23 protein-coding genes are annotated in these 20,982 nt (G+C 62.9%); 21 read left to right on the plus strand and 2 right to left on the minus strand.

Annotated features, from left to right (window positions below):
• Positions 1–111 precede the first annotated feature (111 nt).
• The 5 genes from FHR27_RS10775 to FHR27_RS10795 all read left to right on the plus strand — a co-directional run bounded on the left by FHR27_RS10775 (position 112) and on the right by FHR27_RS10795 (position 4,230).
• The gene (locus FHR27_RS10775) at positions 112–1,677 is read left to right on the plus strand and encodes a methyl-accepting chemotaxis protein (RefSeq protein ID WP_042555652.1); all 1,566 of its coding nucleotides are present in this window, start codon (positions 112–114) and stop codon (positions 1,675–1,677) included.
• A 17-nt stretch (positions 1,678–1,694) separates the two neighbouring features.
• A complete protein-coding gene (locus FHR27_RS10780; RefSeq protein WP_179538564.1) occupies positions 1,695–2,018 on the plus strand; it encodes a hypothetical protein in 324 nt (107 codons plus the stop codon).
• Between the two features lie 496 nt (positions 2,019–2,514).
• Complete coding sequence (locus FHR27_RS10785; protein ID WP_042555650.1) at positions 2,515–2,988, plus strand: hypothetical protein; 474 nt, start codon at positions 2,515–2,517, stop codon at positions 2,986–2,988.
• Positions 2,989–3,155: 167 nt separating this feature from the next.
• Positions 3,156–3,584 (plus strand): GNAT family N-acetyltransferase, encoded by a 429-nt coding sequence (locus FHR27_RS10790; protein WP_264650077.1) that lies wholly within the window; start codon positions 3,156–3,158, stop codon positions 3,582–3,584.
• 346 nt (positions 3,585–3,930) lie between these two features.
• A complete protein-coding gene (locus FHR27_RS10795; RefSeq protein WP_179538565.1) occupies positions 3,931–4,230 on the plus strand; it encodes a hypothetical protein in 300 nt (99 codons plus the stop codon).
• Between the two features lie 154 nt (positions 4,231–4,384).
• Here FHR27_RS10795 and FHR27_RS10800 read toward each other — a convergent pair whose 3' ends face one another.
• On the minus strand, positions 4,385–5,071 hold the full coding sequence (locus tag FHR27_RS10800) for an alpha/beta family hydrolase (protein WP_179540085.1): 687 nt from the start codon (positions 5,069–5,071) through the stop codon (positions 4,385–4,387).
• 101 nt (positions 5,072–5,172) lie between these two features.
• On the opposite strand from FHR27_RS10800, the gene ccoN (FHR27_RS10805) reads away from it, so the two are divergent.
• The 15 genes from ccoN (FHR27_RS10805) to hemN all read left to right on the plus strand — a co-directional run bounded on the left by ccoN (FHR27_RS10805) (position 5,173) and on the right by hemN (position 19,513).
• Positions 5,173–6,612 carry a cytochrome-c oxidase, cbb3-type subunit I gene (gene ccoN, locus FHR27_RS10805; RefSeq protein WP_042555644.1) on the plus strand — a complete coding sequence of 480 codons (1,440 nt, stop codon included), beginning with the start codon at positions 5,173–5,175 and terminating at the stop codon, positions 6,610–6,612.
• A complete protein-coding gene (gene ccoO, locus FHR27_RS10810) occupies positions 6,612–7,220 on the plus strand; it encodes a cytochrome-c oxidase, cbb3-type subunit II (protein WP_042555643.1) in 609 nt (202 codons plus the stop codon). Before ccoN (FHR27_RS10805) ends, ccoO (FHR27_RS10810) begins: the two co-directional genes overlap by 1 nt.
• A 4-nt stretch (positions 7,221–7,224) precedes the next feature.
• On the plus strand, positions 7,225–7,410 hold the full coding sequence (locus FHR27_RS10815; protein WP_082045865.1) for a cbb3-type cytochrome oxidase subunit 3: 186 nt from the start codon (positions 7,225–7,227) through the stop codon (positions 7,408–7,410).
• The gene (ccoP, locus tag FHR27_RS10820) at positions 7,407–8,336 is read left to right on the plus strand and encodes a cytochrome-c oxidase, cbb3-type subunit III (protein ID WP_042555642.1); all 930 of its coding nucleotides are present in this window, start codon (positions 7,407–7,409) and stop codon (positions 8,334–8,336) included. The genes FHR27_RS10815 and ccoP (FHR27_RS10820) overlap by 4 nt, the downstream gene beginning before the upstream one ends.
• A gap of 147 nt (positions 8,337–8,483) precedes the next feature.
• Positions 8,484–8,933: an REP-associated tyrosine transposase gene (locus tag FHR27_RS10825; protein ID WP_179538566.1), complete on the plus strand. Its 450-nt coding sequence runs from the start codon at positions 8,484–8,486 to the stop codon at positions 8,931–8,933.
• Between the two features lie 356 nt (positions 8,934–9,289).
• A complete protein-coding gene (gene ccoN / locus FHR27_RS10830) occupies positions 9,290–10,744 on the plus strand; it encodes a cytochrome-c oxidase, cbb3-type subunit I (RefSeq protein ID WP_042555640.1) in 1,455 nt (484 codons plus the stop codon).
• Complete coding sequence (gene ccoO, locus FHR27_RS10835) at positions 10,741–11,349, plus strand: cytochrome-c oxidase, cbb3-type subunit II (protein ID WP_179538567.1); 609 nt, start codon at positions 10,741–10,743, stop codon at positions 11,347–11,349. The genes ccoN (FHR27_RS10830) and ccoO (FHR27_RS10835) overlap by 4 nt, the downstream gene beginning before the upstream one ends.
• Positions 11,350–11,353: 4 nt before the next feature.
• A complete protein-coding gene (locus FHR27_RS10840; protein ID WP_042555638.1) occupies positions 11,354–11,545 on the plus strand; it encodes a cbb3-type cytochrome oxidase subunit 3 in 192 nt (63 codons plus the stop codon).
• Positions 11,542–12,489: a cytochrome-c oxidase, cbb3-type subunit III gene (gene ccoP / locus FHR27_RS10845; protein ID WP_179538568.1), complete on the plus strand. Its 948-nt coding sequence runs from the start codon at positions 11,542–11,544 to the stop codon at positions 12,487–12,489. The genes FHR27_RS10840 and ccoP (FHR27_RS10845) overlap by 4 nt, the downstream gene beginning before the upstream one ends.
• Before the next feature lie 180 nt (positions 12,490–12,669).
• A complete protein-coding gene (gene ccoG / locus FHR27_RS10850; protein WP_179538569.1) occupies positions 12,670–14,079 on the plus strand; it encodes a cytochrome c oxidase accessory protein CcoG in 1,410 nt (469 codons plus the stop codon).
• Between the two features lie 121 nt (positions 14,080–14,200).
• Complete coding sequence (locus tag FHR27_RS10855) at positions 14,201–14,707, plus strand: FixH family protein (protein WP_042555635.1); 507 nt, start codon at positions 14,201–14,203, stop codon at positions 14,705–14,707.
• Between the two features lie 23 nt (positions 14,708–14,730).
• A complete protein-coding gene (locus FHR27_RS10860) occupies positions 14,731–17,136 on the plus strand; it encodes a heavy metal translocating P-type ATPase (RefSeq protein WP_179538570.1) in 2,406 nt (801 codons plus the stop codon).
• Complete coding sequence (gene ccoS / locus FHR27_RS10865) at positions 17,133–17,333, plus strand: cbb3-type cytochrome oxidase assembly protein CcoS (RefSeq protein ID WP_179538571.1); 201 nt, start codon at positions 17,133–17,135, stop codon at positions 17,331–17,333. Before FHR27_RS10860 ends, ccoS begins: the two co-directional genes overlap by 4 nt.
• The gene (locus FHR27_RS10870; RefSeq protein ID WP_179538572.1) at positions 17,326–18,009 is read left to right on the plus strand and encodes a sulfite exporter TauE/SafE family protein; all 684 of its coding nucleotides are present in this window, start codon (positions 17,326–17,328) and stop codon (positions 18,007–18,009) included. The genes ccoS and FHR27_RS10870 overlap by 8 nt, the downstream gene beginning before the upstream one ends.
• 121 nt (positions 18,010–18,130) lie before the next feature.
• The gene (gene hemN, locus FHR27_RS10875; protein WP_179538573.1) at positions 18,131–19,513 is read left to right on the plus strand and encodes an oxygen-independent coproporphyrinogen III oxidase; all 1,383 of its coding nucleotides are present in this window, start codon (positions 18,131–18,133) and stop codon (positions 19,511–19,513) included.
• A 32-nt stretch (positions 19,514–19,545) separates the two neighbouring features.
• Here hemN and FHR27_RS10880 read toward each other — a convergent pair whose 3' ends face one another.
• The gene (locus FHR27_RS10880) at positions 19,546–20,031 is read right to left on the minus strand and encodes a hypothetical protein (RefSeq protein WP_052493846.1); all 486 of its coding nucleotides are present in this window, start codon (positions 20,029–20,031) and stop codon (positions 19,546–19,548) included.
• Between the two features lie 141 nt (positions 20,032–20,172).
• On the opposite strand from FHR27_RS10880, the gene fnr reads away from it, so the two are divergent.
• The gene (gene fnr / locus FHR27_RS10885) at positions 20,173–20,907 is read left to right on the plus strand and encodes a fumarate/nitrate reduction transcriptional regulator Fnr (RefSeq protein ID WP_042555631.1); all 735 of its coding nucleotides are present in this window, start codon (positions 20,173–20,175) and stop codon (positions 20,905–20,907) included.
• Positions 20,908–20,982: the final 75 nt, after the last annotated feature.

The raw sequence follows: 20,982 nt of genomic DNA on the forward strand, positions 1-20,982 counted from the left end.
GCACGAACTGTCGCTTTACCGGCGTCAAAATGCGATCTGCATGCAAATCCGGTTACACTCCCAGGCCTGCCACGCGTACGCGACAAATCAAAAAACATCAGGGTAGATGCCATGCGTAACAACCAGCCGATTACCGGGAACGAGCGGACGTTCCCGGCGCAACAGCGTTTGATCTCGACCACGGACCTCAAGGGCCAGATCACCTATTGCAACGACGCTTTCGTCGAAATCAGCGGCTTCTCGCGAGACGAATTGATACGCGCGCCCCATAACCTGGTGCGCCACCCTGATGTGCCGCCTGCGGTGTTCGAGCATATGTGGAGCACCCTGAAGGCCGGTCGGCCGTGGATGGGCATCGTCAAGAATCGCTGCAAGAGCGGCGACCACTACTGGGTCAACGCCTACGTGGTGCCGGTGCTCGATGATGGCAAAGTCACCGGCTACGAGTCGGTGCGCACCAAACCCACCGCCGAGCAGGTTCAACGCGCCCAGTTGCTTTACGCGCGCATCAACGCTGGCAAGGCTGCCATACCGAGCCGCGACCGTTGGCTACCGGTGCTGCAGAACTGGCTGCCGTTCATTCTGGTCAGCCAGGTCGGCTTTCTGGTCGGCGCTTGGCTGGACAGCACCTGGGGCTTCATCGCCGCCGCTGCGCTGTCGATCCCGCTCGGCCTGCTGGGCCTGGCCTGGCAGAGCCGCGGCATCAAGCGCCTGCTGCAACTGGCCGAACAAAGCACCTCCGACCCGCTGATCGCGCAGATGTACACCGACAGCCGAGGCGTCGAGGGCCGCCTGGAGCTGTCCATCCTCAGCCAGGAAGCACGTCTGAAGACCTGTCTCACCCGCCTGCAGGACAGCGCCGAGAACCTCGCCAAACAGGCCACTCAGGCCGACGTGCTGGCCCACAACAGCTCTGCCGGGCTGCAGCGCCAGCGTGAGGAAACCGATCAGGTCGCCACCGCCGTCAACGAAATGGCCGCCACCACCCTGGAAGTGGCCAACAACGTGGCACGCACCGCCATCGCCACCCAGGAAGCCAACCGCCTCACCCAGCAAGGCCGCACCATCGCCAGCGAAACCCGCGAAGCGATCCAGCGCCTGTCCCTCTCGGTGGGCGAAACCGGCGAAACCGTCACCCGCCTCGCTCACGACAGCAACGAAATCGGCGGCGTGGTCGACGTGATCAAAGGCATCGCCGACCAGACCAACCTGCTGGCCCTCAACGCCGCCATCGAAGCCGCCCGCGCTGGCGAGATGGGCCGCGGCTTCGCCGTGGTCGCCGATGAAGTCCGCTCCCTGGCGCAACGCACCGCCCAATCCACCGGCCAGATCCACGAACTGATCGCCAAGCTGCAACGCACCGCCGACGAAGCGGTACTGACCATGGACATAGGCCGCAAGCAGGCCGACGAAGGCGTCGAACGCGTACAACAAGCCGACCACGCCCTCGCCGGTATCAGCGACGCCGTCGCCAACATCGCCGAAATGGCCGACCAGATCGCCGCCGCCGCCGAAGAACAAAGCGCCGTAGCCGACGAAATCAGCCGCAATATCACCACCATCGCCCAACTTTCTGACCAGACTGCTGGCGAGGCGCAAAGCACGGCGTTATTGAGTGAAGAGTTGACCAGTACGGCGCAGGGGCAGTATTCGTTGGTGGCGCGGTTTAATCGGTAGGCAATTGAGCGCAATGTATGAGCAGTATATCGAGCGATTCACTCCATGAAGTGCTAGAGACGATCAAAAATATTTCATCTGTAGATGTTGCTGAGGCGATGGCAAGTTTTAACCGGCATGGAATAGTCTCTGACACCGTGATGGACTATACACGCGTGGTGTATGAGCACGGTGAGGATCAGCTTTGTCGAAAGTTAAACGAGGTTGGGTTCTCGGGAGAGGTCAAGGTCGTAGGCAAATACATTGTTCATGAGGGCAATGCCTACGCCGTCTATGATCCTACTATTTATACTGCTGACGAGGCCTTGAGTTGGCTTGAGGATCATTACAGAAATGCCTAACCAAGGCAGGCACGGCGACGCCCACTGCATTGCGCTTTCGGATTCATTCCGGGCGCGCGCATGCTGCTAGCGTTAGCGGAGCTTCATCTAGAGGACTCAGTCGTGAGGGGCTGGGACGGCCTTTCCACCGTCACCGCTAAAAGTCCGCCCCAAAACCGAGCGTTAGGCTTTTAGAGCGTAAATCCGCAAGATGCCTGAAACAGCCCAGCAAGTAGGGTGGATGACGCTTTTTCATCCACCATGGCGACTCAAACGGTGGACGGATGGAGCGTCGTCCACCCTACGAACTAAAACGCTAAAGCAGACAGATGAAGACGCTTGCCATCTAGTTGGGTGATGCACTGTGGTTTAAGACCGTTCTGAAATAGCAACTCTCAACAAACGACGCATCGGCCGCGGATAGTTAGCCAGATACAGCACCTAACTACTACCAACGCACTCACCCTGCACACCATACGATCAATGATTTCGCTTTGACTAACCGTTAGAGAAACATATGAAATTCAAAGTATCTGAAAACTATAAACGCCGCGACAGAAGAAACGCAGTACTTGCAGCACTGCTGGTGGTGATAATTTTCCTCGGATGCATCTGGATGCTCATCAGTAGCGACAGCCTCCTCAACAAAGGCATTGCAGCGCTAACAGCTTTTCTCATGGGCAGGTATCTGCCTGCTGCTTACAGACGTGTTGTTATGGGCGAAGCATCATATCCGGAGGTCGAAATAAGCGAACTTGATAATGAAATCCGGATAAAGCACAACGACACGACCATAAGCATGCCGCTTTCGGATATAGAAAAGCTGATCATCCAGAAGCTAAAGGGCAAGGTGACGTCAATCCTGCTAACGAACGAATCATTCAGTGACCTTCGCTTCGAAGGGTACGAGCAGCTCGAGCAGATGGCATCCTTGCTGCAAAAACACAATCCAAACGCAAAATCGAAAACCGCAAACTGGTATCACCGCTAAACGTTAAGCGCGTAGGGTGGATGACACTTTTCCATCCACCATAGCGATCTCAAACGGTGGACAGATGGAGCGTCGTCCACCCTACGAAACTTCGAATAACGGCAGCGCTAAACATCGCCTGTCCAGCCCTGCCCAATGCACATCTCTCCATTCACAGGAGCGTCATCGTGACCGAAACGCCGCAAACCTATTCCGTCACACACGCCATCCCATCGGTAGAAACCTATCGCCACCTGCGCACCGCAGCCGGGCTGAGCGCCAAGACCGTCGAGGCGGCAACCCGTGGCCTGCCCAACAGCCTGTTCGCCGTGCAGATTCTCTGTGCTGGCGAGCCTGTCGGTATGGGCCGGGTGATCGGTGATGGCGGCTCGTTCTATCAGGTGGTGGATATCGCGGTGCTGCCAGCCCATCAGGGGCGTGGTCTGGGCAAGCAGATCATGGCCGCGATCAGCGACTTCATCGCCCGCGAGGTGCCAGAATCCGCGTACGTGAGCCTGATCGCCGACGGCGAGGCCTATCGCCTCTACCAGCAGTTCGGCTTTGCGCTGACCGCCCCCGCGAGCCAGGGCATGGCGCTGAAGAAAACAGCGCAGTAAACGTAAATGGGCATCGACCAGAATGCAGTCCCAAAAGAACGCATTAAACCGGGCGTACGTGTAGGAGCCAGCTTGCTGGCGATGACGGTGGCAGGATGCACGAGGGGTTCGCGGGATAGATCGTATCGCCGGCAAGCCGGCTCCTACGGTTGTGGGTGCCCTCTAAGGTCGAAGTCTGGCGTGACCTTGGTACAAGCCAATTTAGTTTAGGCGAGCAGGCATCTCGATAACGAAACGATCAGCACTGTCAGCATGATGCAGGTACGACACATCAGCTAACCAGTGGGAAGGTTGTCACCCCGCAGCCAAGACGGCAGCATCCGAGGACAACAACAAGGACGTTCCCATGTGCCAGGATGACTATAACCGCCTTCGCAAACACGTCGACTTTCTCGAATCCCTGCTCGCCGTGCTGGTCATCGCCCTGTTCGTGCTGGCGATGTTCCGGCCTGACGGTGAGCTGCTGATTGCGCTGGCCGCAGTGGTCGCAAGCGTGGTGTTGAGCCTCTATCGCCAGCATCAACTGCTATCGCGCTTTACCTGCCCCGGTTGCGGTGAGCTACCGCATAGCAAGGCGGATCAGGTTGCCGGTGATCTGCATGATCCGGCAACGCCGAACTGCCTGCATTGCGGGCAGCGCTTGTAGGAGTGAGCGATTCCTACCCATTGCCAGCCACTCTCGGGTGTAGGAGCGTCGACCTCGGTGCGATGCGATTCCGGCCTATCTTGGATATCAGCATCGCCTGGGCCATTCGCCGCGGGGGCGCGGCTCCCACGATTCAACTGCAGCACCAGCGTCCTCAATCACCCTGCGCAAGAAACGCCGCGACCGCATCCGCTGCCGACTCCAGATGCTGCTCATGGCTATAGCCGGACACCTTCAGCGGCTTGAGATCATGATCGCCAGCGGTCAGCCAGAACAGTTCGATGGCCCGTGACAGCTGATAGCTCGCCACGGTGTGACGGTCGCCCATGGCGTCGCGCTCGCCCTGCACGATCAGGGTCGGTGTTTTCAGGTCGGCCAAATGCGCCGTGCGGGGTTTATCGGCCTTGCCGATGGCGTGGAAGGGATAGCCCAGGCAGATCAGCCGATCCACGCCCAGTTCGTCGGCCAGCAGGCTGGCCATGCGACCGCCCATGGACTTGCCGCCGATGGCCAGCGGGCCGGTGACCTGTTGTCGCACGGCAGCATGCACCTCGCGCCAGCGCTCGAGCAGTTTGGCCTGGGGATTGGGTGGGCGTTTCTTGCCGTCCTGCCGGCGCGCGGCCATGTAGTCGAACTCGAAACGCACCACCGTCAGCCCGCGAGCCGCCAGTTTCTCTGCCATCAGGTTCATGAAATCGCTGTCCATCGGCGCGCCGGCGCCGTGGGCGAGGATCAGCGTGCCCAGGCTGTCGCCCGTTGGCCGCTCCCACAGCAGCTGTGCCGCCGGACTTCCCTGTGCCTGTTGACCGGCGTCAATACCGTTCCGCTGCCCTTCTCGCATGCTTGCCTCGCTCATAAAAAGCCCTCTGTTACCGTGCGGTCATGTCGATCCGCGTGGGGGCTGCAGATGATCTGCCCATAACCGTGGATGGAAACCCAGACATGAACACAACAACCAGTTCCGCCTATAACTACAAGGTGGTTCGCCAATTCGCCATCATGACGGTGGTGTGGGGCATAGTCGGGATGGGGCTCGGCGTGCTTATCGCAGCGCAGCTCGCCTGGCCATGGCTCAACTTCGACCTGCCCTGGACCAGTTTCGGCCGCCTGCGCCCCCTGCACACCAACGCGGTGATCTTCGCCTTCGGCGGCTGCGCCCTGTTCGCGACCAGTTACTATGCCGTACAGCGCACCTCCCAGGCCACGCTGTTCGCGCCCAAACTGGCGGCCTTCACGTTCTGGGGCTGGCAACTGGTGATCCTGCTGGCGGCCATCACCCTGCCGCTGGGCTACACCAGCTCCAAGGAATACGCCGAACTGGAATGGCCGATCGACATCCTGATCACCATCGTCTGGGTCAGCTACGCGATCGTGTTCTTCGGCACCATCATCAAGCGCAACGTCAGCCATATCTATGTCGGCAACTGGTTCTTCGGCGGGTTCATTCTCACCGTGGCGCTGCTGCACGTGGTCAACAACCTGGAAGTGCCGGTCACGCTGACCAAGTCCTACTCGCTGTATGCCGGTGCCACCGATGCGATGATCCAGTGGTGGTACGGCCACAACGCGGTGGGTTTCTTCCTCACTGCCGGTTTCCTGGGGATGATGTACTACTTCGTGCCCAAGCAGGCCGGGCGCCCGGTGTACTCCTATCGCCTGTCGATCGTGCACTTCTGGGCGCTGATCACCCTGTACATCTGGGCTGGCCCGCACCACCTGCACTACACCGCGCTGCCGGACTGGGCGCAGTCGCTTGGCATGGTGATGTCGCTGGTGCTGCTGGCGCCGAGCTGGGGCGGCATGATCAACGGCATGATGACCCTCTCCGGCGCCTGGCATAAGTTGCGCACCGACCCGATCCTGCGCTTCCTGGTGGTGTCCCTGGCGTTCTACGGCATGTCGACCTTCGAGGGGCCGATGATGGCCATCAAGACGGTCAACGCCCTCTCCCACTACACCGACTGGACCATCGGCCACGTACACGCCGGTGCCCTCGGCTGGGTCGCCATGGTTTCCATCGGCTCGCTGTACCACATGATTCCCAAGGTGTTCGGCCGCGAGCAGATGCACAGCATCGGCCTGATCAACGCGCACTTCTGGCTCGCCACCATCGGCACCGTGCTGTACATCGCCTCGATGTGGGTAAACGGCATCGCTCAAGGCCTGATGTGGCGGGCGGTGAACAGCGACGGCACGCTCACCTACTCCTTCGTCGAAGCACTGGAAGCCAGCCACCCCGGCTTCGTGGTGCGGGTGATCGGCGGTGCGATCTTCTTCGCCGGCATGCTGCTGATGGCCTGGAACACCTGGCAGACCGTGCGCGCCAGCAAGCCGGCCGAGCTCGAAGCCGCAGCCCAGTTCTCGGTACGGGGAGCCCACTGATGAAACACGAAATCATCGAAAAGAACGTCGGCCTGATGGCCCTGCTGATGGTGTTCGCCGTGAGCATCGGCGGCCTGACGCAGATCGTCCCGCTGTTCTTCCAGGACGTGGTCAACGAGCCGGTGGCCGGCATGAAGCCCTACACCGCGCTGCAGCTCGAGGGCCGCGACGTGTACATCAAGGAAGGCTGCGTGGGTTGCCACTCGCAGATGATCCGCCCGTTCCGCGCCGAGACCGAGCGCTACGGCCATTACTCGGTGGCTGGCGAAAGCGTGTGGGATCACCCTTTCCTGTGGGGTTCCAAGCGCACCGGGCCGGATCTGGCCCGGGTCGGCGGCCGCTACTCGGACGAGTGGCACCGCGCGCATCTGTACAACCCGCGCAACGTGGTGCCGGAGTCGAAGATGCCGTCCTACCCCTGGCTGGTGGAGAACGTGCTAGACGGCAAGGACACCCCCGCCAAGCTCAAGGCCATGCAGTTTCTCGGCGTGCCCTATACGGATGACGATATCGCCGGCGCCAGCGCCGCGGTGAAGGGCAAGACCGAGATGGACGCGCTGGTCGCCTACCTGCAGGTGCTCGGCACTGCGCTGAAAAACAAGAGGTGATCCCATGCTTACCGACCTGATCGACATCGGCATGGTGCGCGGTATCGGTACCGCACTGGTGCTGATCGCCTTCACCTGCGTGACGCTGTGGGCCTACAGCGGCAAACGCGCCAAGGCCTTCGAGGATGCGGCCAACCTGCCCTTCGCCGATGAACCCAACAAAGAAGCGTCGAGGAACAACACCCCATGAGCACTTTCTGGAGCTGGTACATCACGCTGCTGACCCTCGGCAGCCTGGTCGCGCTGTTCTGGCTGCTGTTCGCCACCCGCAAAGGCGAGCGCAAGAACACCACCGATCAGACCATGGGGCACTCCTTCGACGGTATCGAGGAATACGACAATCCTCTGCCGCGCTGGTGGTTCATGCTGTTTCTCGGCACGCTGATCTTCGCGGCGGGCTACCTGGCGCTCTACCCGGGCCTGGGTAACTTCAAGGGCCTGCTGCCAGGCTATGACGACGGCTGGACGCAAGTCGCCCAGTGGGAGCGCGAAGTGGCCAAGGCCGACACCCAGTACGGGCCGATCTTCGCCAAGTATTCGGCCATGCCACTGGAGCAGGTGGCGCAGGACGAGCAGGCGCTGAAGATGGGCGGTCGGCTGTTCGCCACCTATTGTTCGATCTGCCATGGTTCGGATGCCAAGGGCGCGGTGGGCTTTCCCAATCTGACCGATCAGGACTGGCGCTGGGGCGGCGATGCGGAAACCATCAAGACCACCATCCTCAACGGGCGTATCGGCACCATGCCAGCCTGGGGTGAGGTGCTCGGTGATGACGGCGTGCGCAACGTGGCGGCTTACGTGCGTAACGGCCTGGCCAAACTGCCATTGCCGGAAGGCAGCAATGCCGATCTGGACAAGGGCAAGCAGCTGTACGACAGCACCTGCGTGGCCTGCCACGGCCCGACCGGAAACGGTATGGCCTTGCTTGGCGCACCGAACCTGACGCATCCGGGCGGCTGGATCTACGGATCGAGCCTGGCGCAGTTGCAGCAGACCATCCGCTACGGCCGCAACGGGCAGATGCCCGCTCAGGAGCAGTACCTGGGCAACGACAAGGTGCATCTGCTGGCGGCCTACGTGCTGAGCCTGAGCCGCAAACCGCAACCAGGCGAATAATGCCCATGTGTGGGAGTGGCTTTAGCCGCGAGCTCTTTGGTGTCTGGTCGGGCGATAAAGCTCGCGGCTAAAGCCGCTCCTACGAGATCCCCCCGCAGGTCGCCATCTATCAGCTACCGTTGCTTTACCTACTCAGGAGGCAACGGAATGCCCCACTCAGTCAGTTTGCGCAAAGGCCGAATCTCTCTAACCAACCAGATCTACCTGCTCACGGCCACTGTCGAAAATCGCCAGGCGATCTTTGCCGACCTGGCGCCCGCTCGTCTCCTGATTCGCGAGTTGCATCATGCCCTGGCATCAGGACTGGCTGAGTCGCTCGCCTGGGTAGTCATGCCCGATCACCTGCACTGGCTGGTATCCCTGCAACAAGGTTCGCTCAGCGAATTGATGCATCGCGTCAAAGGACGCAGCGCCTTGCAGGTGAACAGTCGGCTCGGCCGCCAAGGCAAACGCTGGCAAGAGGGTTTCCATGACAGAGCGCTACGCCGTGAGGAGGACATACTGCCAACTGCACGATACATCGCTGCCAATCCTCTACGTGCAGGCCTGGTAAAACGTATCGGCGATTACCCTTTTGGGGATGCAGTGTGGCTCTGAAAATCAGCTCAATATTTTCAAGCTGACCTATCAACTTACAATGCAACCCACCGTGGGAGGGGCTTTAGCCCCGAGCTCTTCGTTCCAGAATAAAACTCGGGGCTAAAGCCCCTCCCACAAAACCCCGCCCACCAAGGTTCCCAGGTCACAGGCTTCTACTCTTTCGGTAATTTCCTCTCGCCCCAAAGTCCCGCCACCATTGGCCGCGCCTCTTCTAGAAACACAGCAAGGCTTGTAACAGAGCGCTTTCCGCATATTTCCAACTCATTGCACCGCCTGAGCCGGTCGGGGATACTCGCGCCGCCCGAAATATCTATCGCCCCATCCGCAGCACCCAGCCCAGCGTGGAACCCAGCATGAGCCCAGCAAGCAGCCCGGCTGCGTACAACTACAAGGTCGTTCGCCAATTCGCGGTGATGACGGTGGTCTGGGGCGTGGTCGGCATGGCGCTGGGTGTGTTCATCGCGGCGCAGCTGGTATGGCCGCAGTTGAACCTTGGCATGGAGTGGACCAGCTTCGGCCGCCTGCGCCCGCTGCACACCAATGCGGTGATCTTCGCCTTTGGCGGTTGCGCGCTGTTCGCCACCAGCTATTACGTGGTGCAGCGCACCTGTCAGGTACGGCTGATGTCCGACGGTCTGGCGGCCTTCACCTTCTGGGGCTGGCAGGCGGTGATCGTTGCGGCGGTGATCAGCCTGCCGATGGGCTACACCAGCAGCAAGGAATACGCCGAGCTGGAGTGGCCGATCGATATCCTGCTGGGCATCGTCTGGCTGGTCTACATGCTGGTGTTCTTCGGCACCATCGCCAGGCGCAGAACGCGCCACATCTATGTCGCCAACTGGTTTTTCGGTGCCTTCATCCTGGTCACCCTGATGCTGCACGTGGTCAACAGCGCTGCAGTGCCGGTAAGCCTGTTCAAGTCGTACTCGGCCTACGCCGGCGCCACCGATGCGATGATCCAGTGGTGGTACGGCCATAACGCCGTGGGTTTCTTCCTGACCACCGGTTTTCTGGGGATGATGTATTACTTCGTGCCCAAACAGGCCGCCCGGCCGATCTACTCCTATCGCCTGTCCATCGTGCACTTCTGGGCGCTGATCACCCTGTACATCTGGGCTGGCCCCCACCACCTGCACTACACCGCCCTGCCGGACTGGGCCCAGAGCCTGGGCATGGTGATGTCGATCATTCTGCTGGCACCGAGCTGGGGCGGCATGATCAACGGGATGATGACCCTCTCCGGCGCCTGGCATAAGTTGCGCACCGACCCGATCCTGCGCTTCCTGGTGGTGTCCCTGGCGTTCTACGGCATGTCGACCTTCGAGGGGCCGATGATGGCCATCAAGACGGTCAACGCCCTCTCCCACTACACCGACTGGACCATCGGCCACGTGCATGCCGGCGCCCTTGGCTGGGTGGCGATGATCACCATCGGCTCGCTGTATCACCTGATTCCCAAGGTGTTCGGCCGCGAGCAGATGCACAGCCTGGCGGCCATCCACGTGCATTTCTGGCTGGCGACCATCGGCACCGTGCTGTACATCGTCGCGATGTGGGTCAACGGCATCACCCAGGGCCTGATGTGGCGGGCGGTGAACGAGGATGGCACGCTCACCTATTCCTTCGTCGAATCCCTTGAGGCCAGCCACTACGGCTACGTGGTGCGCATGATCGGCGGCGCGATCTTCTTCGCCGGCATGCTGTTGATGGCCTGGAACACCTGGCGCACCATCGGTGGCGCCCAGCCGGCGCAGTACGAGGCCGCCGCACGGATTCCCGTTGCCCAGTCAGGGAGCGCCAAGGGATGAAACACGACCTCATCGAAAAGAACCTCGGCCTGATGACCCTGCTGATGGTCATTGCGGTGAGCATCGGCGGCCTGACGCAGATCGTCCCACTGTTCTTCCAGGATGTGGTCAACGAGCCGGTCGCCGGCATGAAGCCCTACACCGCGCTGCAACTCGAAGGCCGCGATGTGTACATCAAGGAAGGCTGCGTCGGCTGCCACTCGCAGATGATCCGCCCGTTCCGCGCCGAGACCGAGCGCTACGGCCACTACTCGGTGGCTGGCGAAAGCGTGTGGGATCACCCCTTCCTGTGGGGCTCCAAGCGTACCGGGCCGGACCTGGCGCGCATCGGCGGCCGCTACTCGGACGAGTGGCACCGCGTGCACCTGCTCAACCCGCGCGACCTGGTACCGCAATCGAAGATGCCAGCCTATCCCTGGCTCGCCGAGAAGAAACTGGACGGTTCTCTGACCGCCGAGAAGATGAAGGTGATGCGCGACTTCGGCATTCCCTACAGCGATCAGGACATCGCCAGGGCCAGGGAAGCGGTCGAAGGACGAAGCGAGCTGGACGCGCTGGTCGCCTACCTGCAGGTGCTCGGCACCGCCATTCAGAACAAGCGGTGAACCGATGCCAGCCTTTCTGACCGACATCGGCACCATCCGCGGCATCGGCACCGCCGTGGTGTTCATCGCCTTCGTCGCGGTAGTGCTCTGGGCCTACAGCAACAAGCGCAAACCCAGCTTCGACGAGGCGGCCAACCTGCCCTTCGCCGACGAGCCGGAGGCTCGCAAGGACGGTACCGGGAGCGACAAGCCATGAGTGGCTTCTGGGGGGGCTACATCGCCCTGCTCACCCTCGGTACGCTGCTGGCCGTGACCTGGCTGATCTTCGCCACCCGCAAGGGCCAGCGCCCCGACAACACCGACCAGGCCGTCGGCCACAGCTTCGATGGCATCGAGGAATACGACAACCCGCTGCCACGCTGGTGGTTCCTGCTGTTCGTCGGCACCCTGATGTTCGCCTTCGGCTACCTGCTGCTCTACCCCGGCCTCGGCAACTTCAGGGGGCTGCTGCCGGGCTACGACGACGGCTGGACGCAAGTCGCCCAATGGGAGCGCGAGATGGCCGTCGCCGATGCCCGTTACGGCCCGCTGTTCGCCCAGTACGCCGCCATGCCCATCGCCGACCTGGCCAAGGACGAACGGGCATTGAAGATAGGTGGCCGCCTGTTCGCCAACCATTGCTCGATGTGCCACGGCTCGGATGCCAAGGGCGCCTACGGTTTTCCCAACCTGACCGACGATGACTGGCTGTACGGCGGCGACCCGGACACCATCAAGACCTCGATCATGCAGGGTCGCCAGGGCGTGATGCCCGGCTGGCAGGAAGTGCTGGGCGATGACGGCGTGCGTGACGTCACCGCTTACACACGCAGCCTCTCCGGCCTGGAGAACCCGGCGGATAGCGCCGCGGACATGGACAAAGGCAAACAGCTGTACGCCACCAACTGCGCCATGTGTCACGGCCCCGACGGCAAGGGCATGCAGGTGCTCGGCGCGCCCAACCTGACCGACAAGGTCTGGCTGTACGGCTCCAGCTTCGCTCAGGTGCAGCAGACCATCCGCTACGGGCGCAGCGGCCAGATGCCGGCGCAAGAGGACTTCCTCGGCAACGACAAGGTGCACCTGCTGGCCGCGTACGTGTACAGCCTGTCGCAGCGTGCCGAAGAACCGGCGGCGGAGCCAGACCGGGAGAAAGAGTGAGTGCACTGATCTGGGTCAGGGCGGGCTGCCGATGCTGCGTCTAGGATGGTCACGCCTGATCCCTGCGACGGGTGGCCGCAAGCCCGATGAGGGCTGGAGGCGTACCATCGGCGCAGCGAACGATTGCGACCGGCAGGTATCGGTCGCGACATGCCCGACCAACCGTTGTGGTAGCCCTCGATGAGCCAACAGATCCCCGTCAAGAACGTCACGCCGGTTGCCGCCGGCGAGACCATCGACCTCTATGCCAGTCGCGAGAAAATCCACACCCGCGCCTTCAGTGGTTTCTACCGCAACCTGCGACGGGCCGGCGGTGCGCTGCTGTTCATCCTCTACTTCGGCACCGTATGGCTGAACTGGAACGGCCACCAGGCGGTGTGGTGGAACCTTCCGGACCGCAAGTTCCACATCTTCGGCGCCACCTACTGGCCCCAGGATTTCGTGCTGCTCTCGGCGCTGCTGATCATCGCCGCCTTCGGACTGTTCTTCATCACCGTCTTCGCCGGCCGTGTGTGGTGCGGCTACACCTGCCCGCAGAGCGTCTTCACGTGGATCTTCATGTGGGCGGAAAAGGTCACCGAGGGCGACCGCAATCAACGCATGAAGCTGGAAAAGGCGCCCATGAGCGCAGGCAAGTTCCTGCGCCGCTTCGCCAAACACGGCATCTGGCTGGGCGTTTCGCTGATCACCGCGGTGACCTTCGTCGGCTACTTCGCGCCGATCCGCGAACTGCTCGCCGAGCTGATCAGCTTCGAGGCCGGTGGCTGGGCGCTGTTCTGGATCGCCTTCTTCACCCTCGCCACTTACGGCAACGCCGGCTGGCTGCGCGAGCAGGTGTGCATTCACATGTGCCCTTACGCGCGCTTCCAGAGCGTGATGTTCGACCAGGACACCCTGATCGTTTCCTACGACCCGCGCCGTGGCGAAGCCCGCGGAGCGCGCAAGAAAAGCGCCGATCATCAGGCCCTGGGCCTGGGGGACTGCATCGACTGCACCCTGTGCGTGCAGGTCTGCCCGACCGGCATCGACATCCGTGATGGCCTGCAGATCGAATGCATCGGCTGCGCCGCCTGCATCGATGCCTGCGACAGCATCATGGACAAGATGAACTACCCACGCGGGCTGATCAGCTACACCACCGAGCACAACCTTTCCGGGCAGCAGACCCAGCTGCTGCGCCCGCGCCTGATCGGCTATGCGCTGGCACTGCTGGCCATGTTCGCGGTGTTCGGCTGGGCGCTGAACGACCGCCCGCTGGTGGAGCTGGACGTGCTCAAGGACCGGGTGCTCTACCGGGAGAACGAGCAGGGCCGGATCGAGAACGTCTATACCCTGAAGATCATGAACAAGGCGCAACAGGACGTCGTCTACCGTATCGAGGCCGATGGTCTGGACGGTCTGGTCTACGAAGGCCGCCGCGAGGTCCGCGCGCTGGCCGGCGAAGTGCTCGCGATTCCGGTGGAGCTGTCCATCGACGCCGAGAAACTGCCGTCCAGCACCAACGAGATCACCTTCCGCATCCGTGCCACGGATGACGAGAGCATCCACAACGACGCCAGCAGCCGGTTTATCGGCCCCAGCGTGAGATAGCTGAACGGCTGGATCGCCTCCCCGCCACCCTACAGCCGTAACTCCGTAGGGTGGGCTTCAGCCCACCAAAGCGAATGACCCAAGCCAAGCACCAACACCGAGAAGAGAAAGCAGGCCAGCCATGAACGAAGAGACCCAACCCGCGCCCTGGTACAAGCAGTTCTGGCCCTGGTTTCTGATCGCCCTGCTCGGCTACTCGGTGATTCAGGGGCTGACCCTGCTGACCGTGGCCACACGCAATCCACCGGGGCTGATCTCCGACGATTACTACGACGTCGGCAAGGGCATCAACCAGTCGCTGGAACGCGAGAACCTGGCCGTGCGCCTGCAGCTGCGCGCCAGCCTCGACCTCGATGACCAGCGCGGCATCGCCGAGCTGCACCTGCGGGGCAGCAGCGCGCCAGCGCAACTGGTGCTCAATCTGGTATCGCCCACCCAGCCCGAGCGCGACCGTCGCGTGGTACTGCAGCATCAGGGGGACGGCCTGTATCGCGGCAACCTGCAGGACAGCGTGCAGGGCCGGCGCTTCGTCGAGCTGATCGGCCAGGAAGGCGGTCAGGACTGGCGCCTGTTCGAGGAAGAAACCCTGCAACCCGGCCAGAGCATCCAGCTCGGGGATGAACACTGATCGACGCTTCAGCCTCCGGGGCGGTGCATGCCGTCCCCACGCCCTGTTACCACTGCGGCCTGCCGGTGCCCGCCGGCGCGCATTTCCAGACCGTGGTGCTGGGGCAGCCCCGCGAAATGTGCTGCCCCGGTTGCCAGGCGGTGGCGCAGACCATCGTGCAGAGCGGCCTGGAGCACTACTACAGGCACCGCAGCGAGGCTGCCAGCAATCCGCGGCAACTGCCTCAGGTACTGCCGGATGAGCTGGTGCTCTACGACCGCCACGACGTGCAGCAGCCATTCGTCGAACAGCAGGGCGAGCTGAGCGAGGCCAATCTGCTCATCGAAGGCATCAGTTGCGCGGCCTGCGGCTGGCTGATCGAGAAACACCTGAATACCCTGGCAGGCGTGGCCGAAGCGCACCTCAACCTGTCCAGCCACCGCCTGCTGGTACGCTGGGACGCGAACGCCCTGCCGCTCAGCGAACTGCTCGGCGCGATCCGCCGTATCGGCTATGCGGCCCACCCCTGGCAGGCCGATGCCGCTGCCGAGCAGTTGACCCGAGAAAATCGCCGAGCCATGCGCGAACTGGGCGTGGCCGGGCTGCTGTGGATGCAGGTGATGATGGCGAGCATGGCCACCTGGCCGGAATTCAATATCGACCTGAGCGCGGAACTGGACAGCATCCTGCGCTGGGTCAGCCTGTTTCTCACCACCCCCATCGTCTTCTATTGCTGCGGCCAGTTCTTCCGTGGCGCCCTGCGTGACCTGCGCACCCGCCAACTGAGCATGGACGTCTCGGTGTCGCTGGCCATCGGCGGCGCCTACGCAGCGGGCATCTGGTCCACGGTAACGGGCCACGGCGAGTTGTATTTCGACGCGGTGGGCATGTTCGCCCTGTTTCTGCTCAGCGGCCGCTACCTGGAACGCCGTGCCCGGGAACGTACCGCAGCGGCGACCGCGCAACTGGTCAAGCTGTTGCCGGCCTCCTGCCTGCGCCTGGATGAACGCGGCCAGAGCCAGCGCATCCTGCTCAGCGAACTGCGTCTCGGTGACCACGTGCTGGTTCCGCCTGGGGCGCTGCTACCTGCGGACGGCCAGGTTCTGCAGGGCCACTCCAGCATCGATGAATCGCTGCTCACCGGTGAGTACCTGCCGCAACCTCGTACGGTCGGTGATGGGGTTACCGCAGGCACCCTCAATGTCGAAGGCCCGCTTGCCGTGGAGGTGCAGGCGCTGGGCGACGCCACGCGGCTGTCGGCCATCGTGCGCCTGCTGGAACGCGCCCAGGGCGAAAAACCGCGCCTGGCGGAAATCGCCGACCGGGTCGCGCAGTGGTTCCTGTTGATCGTTCTGGTGGTGGCCGCCGTCGTCGGCCTGGTCTGGTGGCAGCTCGACCCGTCTCGCGCCTTCTGGGTCGTCCTCGCCCTGCTGGTCGCGACCTGCCCCTGCGCCCTCGCCCTGGCCACGCCAACCGCCCTGACCACCGCCACCGGCACCCTGCACAAACAAGGCATGTTGCTGACTCGCGGTCACGTGCTCGAAGGCCTGGAGCAGATCGACACGCTGATCGTCGACAAGACCGGCACCCTCACCGACGGCCGCCTCACCCTGCGCGCCGTGCACCCGCTGGGCACACAGGATGGCGATACCTGCCTGGCGCTTGCCGCCGCACTGGAAAGTCATTCCGAACACCCCATCGCCCGCGCCTTTGGCCACACAGCCGCAATGGTCGAAGCATTGCAGAGTTTTCCCGGCCTGGGCTTGCAGGGCATGGTGGATGGCCGCCGCCTGCGCATCGGTCAGCCAGCGTTCGTCAGCACGCTCAGCGCCAGCCCACCGCCCGACATTCCGGGGGATCAGGGCCAATGGCTGCTGCTCGGTGACGAACAGGGCCCTCTGGCCTGGTTCGTGCTCGATGATCGCCTGCGTGACGATGCGCCTGCGCTGATCGAGTCCGCCCGGGCGCGCGGCTGGCAGATTCTCCTGCTCAGTGGCGACAGCTCGCCCATGGTCGGCGAAGTGGCGGCCAAGCTGGGTATCGAACAGGCCCACGGCGGGCTGACCCCGGACGCCAAACTGACCATCCTTCACGACCTGCAGAAACAGGGGCGCCGCGTACTGATGCTCGGCGACGGCGTCAACGACGTGCCGGTACTCGCCGGAGCCGATATCAGCGTGGCCATGGGTACGGCATCCGACCTGGCGAAAACCAGCGCCGACGCGGTGCTGCTGTCCAATCGCCTGGGCAGCCTGGTCGATGCCCTGCGCCTGGCCCGCCGCACCCGCACCATCATCATCGAGAACCTGGCCTGGGCCGGGCTGTACAATGGCCTGGTACTGCCCTTCGCGGCCCTCGGCTTGATCACCCCGATCTGGGCCGCGCTGGGCATGTCGTTCAGTTCGTTGCTGGTGGTGCTCAATGCACTGCGCCTGGGGAAATCATCATGACCGCGCTGTACATCCTGATTCCCGTTGCCCTGCTGCTGGTCGCCTTCGCCGTGTGGCTGTTCTTCTGGGCGGTCGACAGCGGTCAGTACGACGACCTCGACAGCCCCGCTCACCGCATCCTCTTCGACGACGATGACCCGCGCCACCAGGCCGCCGTGCAGCAGGCCAGCGAGCCCGACCAGAAACCCCATGACTGAGCTGCTGCCACACGTGCTGTCCGCCTTGATTCTGGGCCTGCTCGGCGGTGGCCACTGCCTGGGCATGTGCGGCGGGCTGATGGGCGCCCTGAGCCTGGCCATTGCGCCCGAGCGGCGTGATCAGCGTCTGCGCCTGTTGCTGGCCTACAACGCCGGGCGCATTCTCAGCTATGCCCTGGCCGGCCTGCTGCTCGGCCTGGCAGGCTGGGCACTGGCCAGCGGCCCGCTGGCCATCGTGATGCGAGGCATCGCCGGGCTGTTGCTAATCGTCATGGGGCTCTATCTGGCAGGCTGGTGGAGCGGTCTGACGCGCATCGAGGCGCTGGGCCGCGGCCTCTGGCGACATCTGCAACCGCTCGCCCGCCGTTTCATGCCGATCACCAGTCCATCGCGCGCACTGCTCCTCGGCGGCCTGTGGGGCTGGCTGCCCTGCGGCCTGGTCTACAGCACCCTGCTGTGGGCGGCCAGCCAGGGCAATGCCCTGCACAGCGCCGCCTTGATGCTCGCATTCGGCGTCGGCACCCTGCCGGTGCTGCTGGCCACCGGCCTGGCGGCCGAGCGCCTGGGCAGCCTGCTGCGCAAGCGTGGCGTGCGCGTGGCAGGCGGCCTGCTGGTGATGCTGTTCGGTCTGTGGACACTGCCCGGTCCGCACCAGCATTGGCTGATGGGGCACTGAGGCTCGATCTGTCGGCGACCCAGCGGTCACACCCCCACTGCGCCCCCATGACTCAGATCAAAGAGCCCCGCCCAGGCCCGCCCTAGACTGCCGAGCACTCAACGCTGAAGCGGAACTCGCCATGCTCGACGCCATCCAGTGGGATTCCGACCTGATCCGCCGATACGATCAAGCCGGCCCGCGCTACACCTCGTACCCGACCGCCGTGCAATTTCATGACGGCGTCGGCTCATTCGATCTGCTCCACGCCCTGCGCGAAAGCCGTCGTGCCCTGCGCCCGCTGTCGCTGTACGTTCACCTGCCGTTCTGCGCCAACATCTGCTACTACTGCGCCTGCAACAAGGTGATCACCAAGGATCGCGGCCGCACCCAGCCTTATCTGCAGGCGCTGGAAGTGGAGATGGCACTGCTCAGCCGCCATGTCGACAAGCGCCAGCACATCGAACAGCTGCACCTGGGCGGCGGCACCCCGACCTTTCTCAGCCACGACGAACTGCGCCGATTGATGGCGCAACTGCGTGAGCACTTCACCCTGCTCGACGACGACTCCGGTGACTACAGCATCGAGATCGATCCCCGCGAAGCGGACTGGTCGACCATGGGCCTGCTGCGCGAACTGGGCTTCAACCGCGTCAGCCTCGGCGTGCAGGACCTCGACCCCAACGTGCAGCGCGCCATCAACCGCCTGCAGAGCCTGGAAGAAACCCGCGCCATCATCGAGGCCGCACGAACCCTGCAGTTTCGCTCGGTGAACATCGACCTGATTTACGGCCTGCCACAACAAACGCCGGAGAATTTCGCCCACACCGTCCAGCAGGTGATCGCCCTGCAACCCGATCGCCTGTCGCTGTTCAACTACGCCCACCTGCCGGAACGCTTCATGCCGCAGCGGCGCATCGACAGCACCCAGTTGCCCAGTGCAGCGAACAAGCTGGCCATGCTGCAGGGCAGCATCGAACAACTGGCGAGCGCCGGTTACCGCTACATCGGCATGGATCACTTCGCGCTGCCCGACGACGAACTGGCCAGCGCTCAGGAAGACGGCAGCCTGCAGCGCAACTTCCAGGGCTATACCACCCACGGGCATTGCGACCTGATCGGCCTCGGCGTGTCGTCGATCAGCCAGGTCGGTGATCTGTACTGCCAAAACAGCTCGGATCTGGCCGCCTACCAGGCCAACCTGAACAATCGCCAGTTGGCGACCTTGCGCGGCCTGGGCTGCAACGACGACGATCGCCTTCGCCGCGCCGTGATCCAGCAACTGATCTGCCACTTCCAGCTGGACTTCGCGGAAATCGAACGGCGCTTCGCGGTGAATGTCCGCAGCTACTTCGCCGACACCTGGCCGGCCCTGCAGCAGATGAGCCGCGAGGGCCTGATCGAATTGCGAGATGGCAGCATCGAGGTGCTGCCGGCGGGACGATTGCTGGTGCGCTCGCTGTGCATGCTGTTTGATCGCTACCTCAGCGAGCAGAACCTGCAGCGCTTCTCGCGGGTGATCTGAGTACGGCTACTGCCGTGCCAAGGAAGAAAAAATCAGCTGATCATCAGCGATGTGACGGTGACGCTCTGCTCGGTGCTGAGTTCCTGGTCGCGAATAGCTTTGACCAGCTCGGCGTTAGCCGTGCTCAAGGCGCCGCTGATCGAGCTGACCTCGGTCTGCAGCGCCTGGGCACTGGCCTGACGCGTTTCGTCGTCCATATCGCTCTGAGCCATGATCGCCTGCAACTCGGCCATTTTCTGCGCGAGCTGGGCTTTCAGCTCACGAATCATCTTGAGCAGTTGCTTGATGTTCGAAGGCAGGTCGCTCTCGTCGATATCGCTGTTCTTGTCCTCGGACTTCGACTGCGCCAGGCCCTCCAGGGACAGCGTGACCTTGACGCCCGGCTCGGCACTGGTGCCAGCCGCTGGCGCCGCAGTCGAGGTTTCTTCGCTGGTTTCGGCAGGCGCCGCAGCGGCGGTCGCAGTCGAACTGGAGGGCACGATACTGCGCTCGAGCGAAACGGGATTATCTACACGCATTGCAACGCTCCTGGCCGTCAACTCACTGATTCAGCGTTATCGGCAGGGGGGAGCGACACTTGAGCGCGCCCCCTTGGGTGGCCGTGCCCCCTCTGGTGCGGTACCCTTACGACTTCTGTGTCTATACTAGGGATAAGGGCGATGTCCGAAAGCATCAAGCTGCGTACAACTCATCAGGCACACTGCAAGGATTGCAGCCTCTCCAGTCTCTGCCTGCCGCTGTCGCTGGATCTCGAGGACATGGATGCGCTCGACGATATCGTCAAACGCGGCCGCCCCCTGAAAAAGGGCGAATTCCTGTTCCGTCAGGGCGACACCTTCAACTCGGTCTTCGCGGTACGCTCCGGCGCACTGAAAACCTTCAGCATCAGCGATGCGGGCGAAGAGCAGATCACCGGCTTTCACCTGCCCAGCGAACTGGTCGGCCTCTCCGGCATGGATACCGAGCTGTACCCGGTATCGGCGCAAGCGCTGGAAACCACCTCGGTCTGCGAAATCCCGTTCGAGCGCCTCGACGAACTGTCGGCGAGCCTGCCGCAGTTGCGCCGCCAGCTGATGCGCGTCATGAGTCGTGAAATCCGCGACGATCAGCAGATGATGCTGCTGCTCTCGAAGAAAACCGCCGACGAGCGCATCGCTACCTTCCTAGTCAACCTGTCGGCGCGCTTCCGTGCCCGCGGGTTCTCTGCCAACCAGTTCCGCCTGGCGATGTCGCGCAATGAAATCGGCAACCACCTGGGCCTGGCGGTGGAAACCGTGTCGCGGGTATTCACCCGCTTCCAGCAGAGCAAACTGCTCGAAGCCGAAGGCAAGGAAGTGCATATTCTCGACCCGATCGAGCTGTGCGCTCTGGCGGGTGGTAACCTTAATGGCTGATAGGGCCTCGAGAACCCGTTCATGATCTGCTGCGCGTCGGCCCTGCTGCGTTGAAAACAAGCGGGATTGCCAGCC

It is taken from the genome of Pseudomonas flavescens (genome assembly GCF_013408425.1).
GTDB lineage: Bacteria > Pseudomonadota > Gammaproteobacteria > Pseudomonadales > Pseudomonadaceae > Aquipseudomonas > Aquipseudomonas fulva_A.

Bases quoted from the DNA above. Each gene is read 5' to 3' on its own strand.
- FHR27_RS10775 (WP_042555652.1), top strand. From the start codon at position 112: ATGCGTAACAACCAGCCGATTACCGGGAACGAGCGGACGTTCCCGGCG.
- FHR27_RS10780 (WP_179538564.1), top strand. From the start codon at position 1,695: ATGAGCAGTATATCGAGCGATTCACTCCATGAAGTGCTAGAGACGATC.
- FHR27_RS10785 (WP_042555650.1), top strand. From the start codon at position 2,515: ATGAAATTCAAAGTATCTGAAAACTATAAACGCCGCGACAGAAGAAAC.
- FHR27_RS10795 (WP_179538565.1), top strand. From the start codon at position 3,931: ATGTGCCAGGATGACTATAACCGCCTTCGCAAACACGTCGACTTTCTC.
- FHR27_RS10800 (WP_179540085.1), bottom strand. From the start codon at position 5,071: ATGCGAGAAGGGCAGCGGAACGGTATTGACGCCGGTCAACAGGCACAG.
- ccoN (WP_042555644.1), top strand. From the start codon at position 5,173: ATGAACACAACAACCAGTTCCGCCTATAACTACAAGGTGGTTCGCCAA.
- ccoO (WP_042555643.1), top strand. From the start codon at position 6,612: ATGAAACACGAAATCATCGAAAAGAACGTCGGCCTGATGGCCCTGCTG.
- FHR27_RS10815 (WP_082045865.1), top strand. From the start codon at position 7,225: ATGCTTACCGACCTGATCGACATCGGCATGGTGCGCGGTATCGGTACC.
- ccoP (WP_042555642.1), top strand. From the start codon at position 7,407: ATGAGCACTTTCTGGAGCTGGTACATCACGCTGCTGACCCTCGGCAGC.
- FHR27_RS10825 (WP_179538566.1), top strand. From the start codon at position 8,484: ATGCCCCACTCAGTCAGTTTGCGCAAAGGCCGAATCTCTCTAACCAAC.
- ccoN (WP_042555640.1), top strand. From the start codon at position 9,290: ATGAGCCCAGCAAGCAGCCCGGCTGCGTACAACTACAAGGTCGTTCGC.
- ccoO (WP_179538567.1), top strand. From the start codon at position 10,741: ATGAAACACGACCTCATCGAAAAGAACCTCGGCCTGATGACCCTGCTG.
- FHR27_RS10840 (WP_042555638.1), top strand. From the start codon at position 11,354: ATGCCAGCCTTTCTGACCGACATCGGCACCATCCGCGGCATCGGCACC.
- ccoP (WP_179538568.1), top strand. From the start codon at position 11,542: ATGAGTGGCTTCTGGGGGGGCTACATCGCCCTGCTCACCCTCGGTACG.
- ccoG (WP_179538569.1), top strand. From the start codon at position 12,670: ATGAGCCAACAGATCCCCGTCAAGAACGTCACGCCGGTTGCCGCCGGC.
- FHR27_RS10855 (WP_042555635.1), top strand. From the start codon at position 14,201: ATGAACGAAGAGACCCAACCCGCGCCCTGGTACAAGCAGTTCTGGCCC.
- ccoS (WP_179538571.1), top strand. From the start codon at position 17,133: ATGACCGCGCTGTACATCCTGATTCCCGTTGCCCTGCTGCTGGTCGCC.
- FHR27_RS10870 (WP_179538572.1), top strand. From the start codon at position 17,326: ATGACTGAGCTGCTGCCACACGTGCTGTCCGCCTTGATTCTGGGCCTG.
- hemN (WP_179538573.1), top strand. From the start codon at position 18,131: ATGCTCGACGCCATCCAGTGGGATTCCGACCTGATCCGCCGATACGAT.
- FHR27_RS10880 (WP_052493846.1), bottom strand. From the start codon at position 20,031: ATGCGTGTAGATAATCCCGTTTCGCTCGAGCGCAGTATCGTGCCCTCC.
- fnr (WP_042555631.1), top strand. From the start codon at position 20,173: ATGTCCGAAAGCATCAAGCTGCGTACAACTCATCAGGCACACTGCAAG.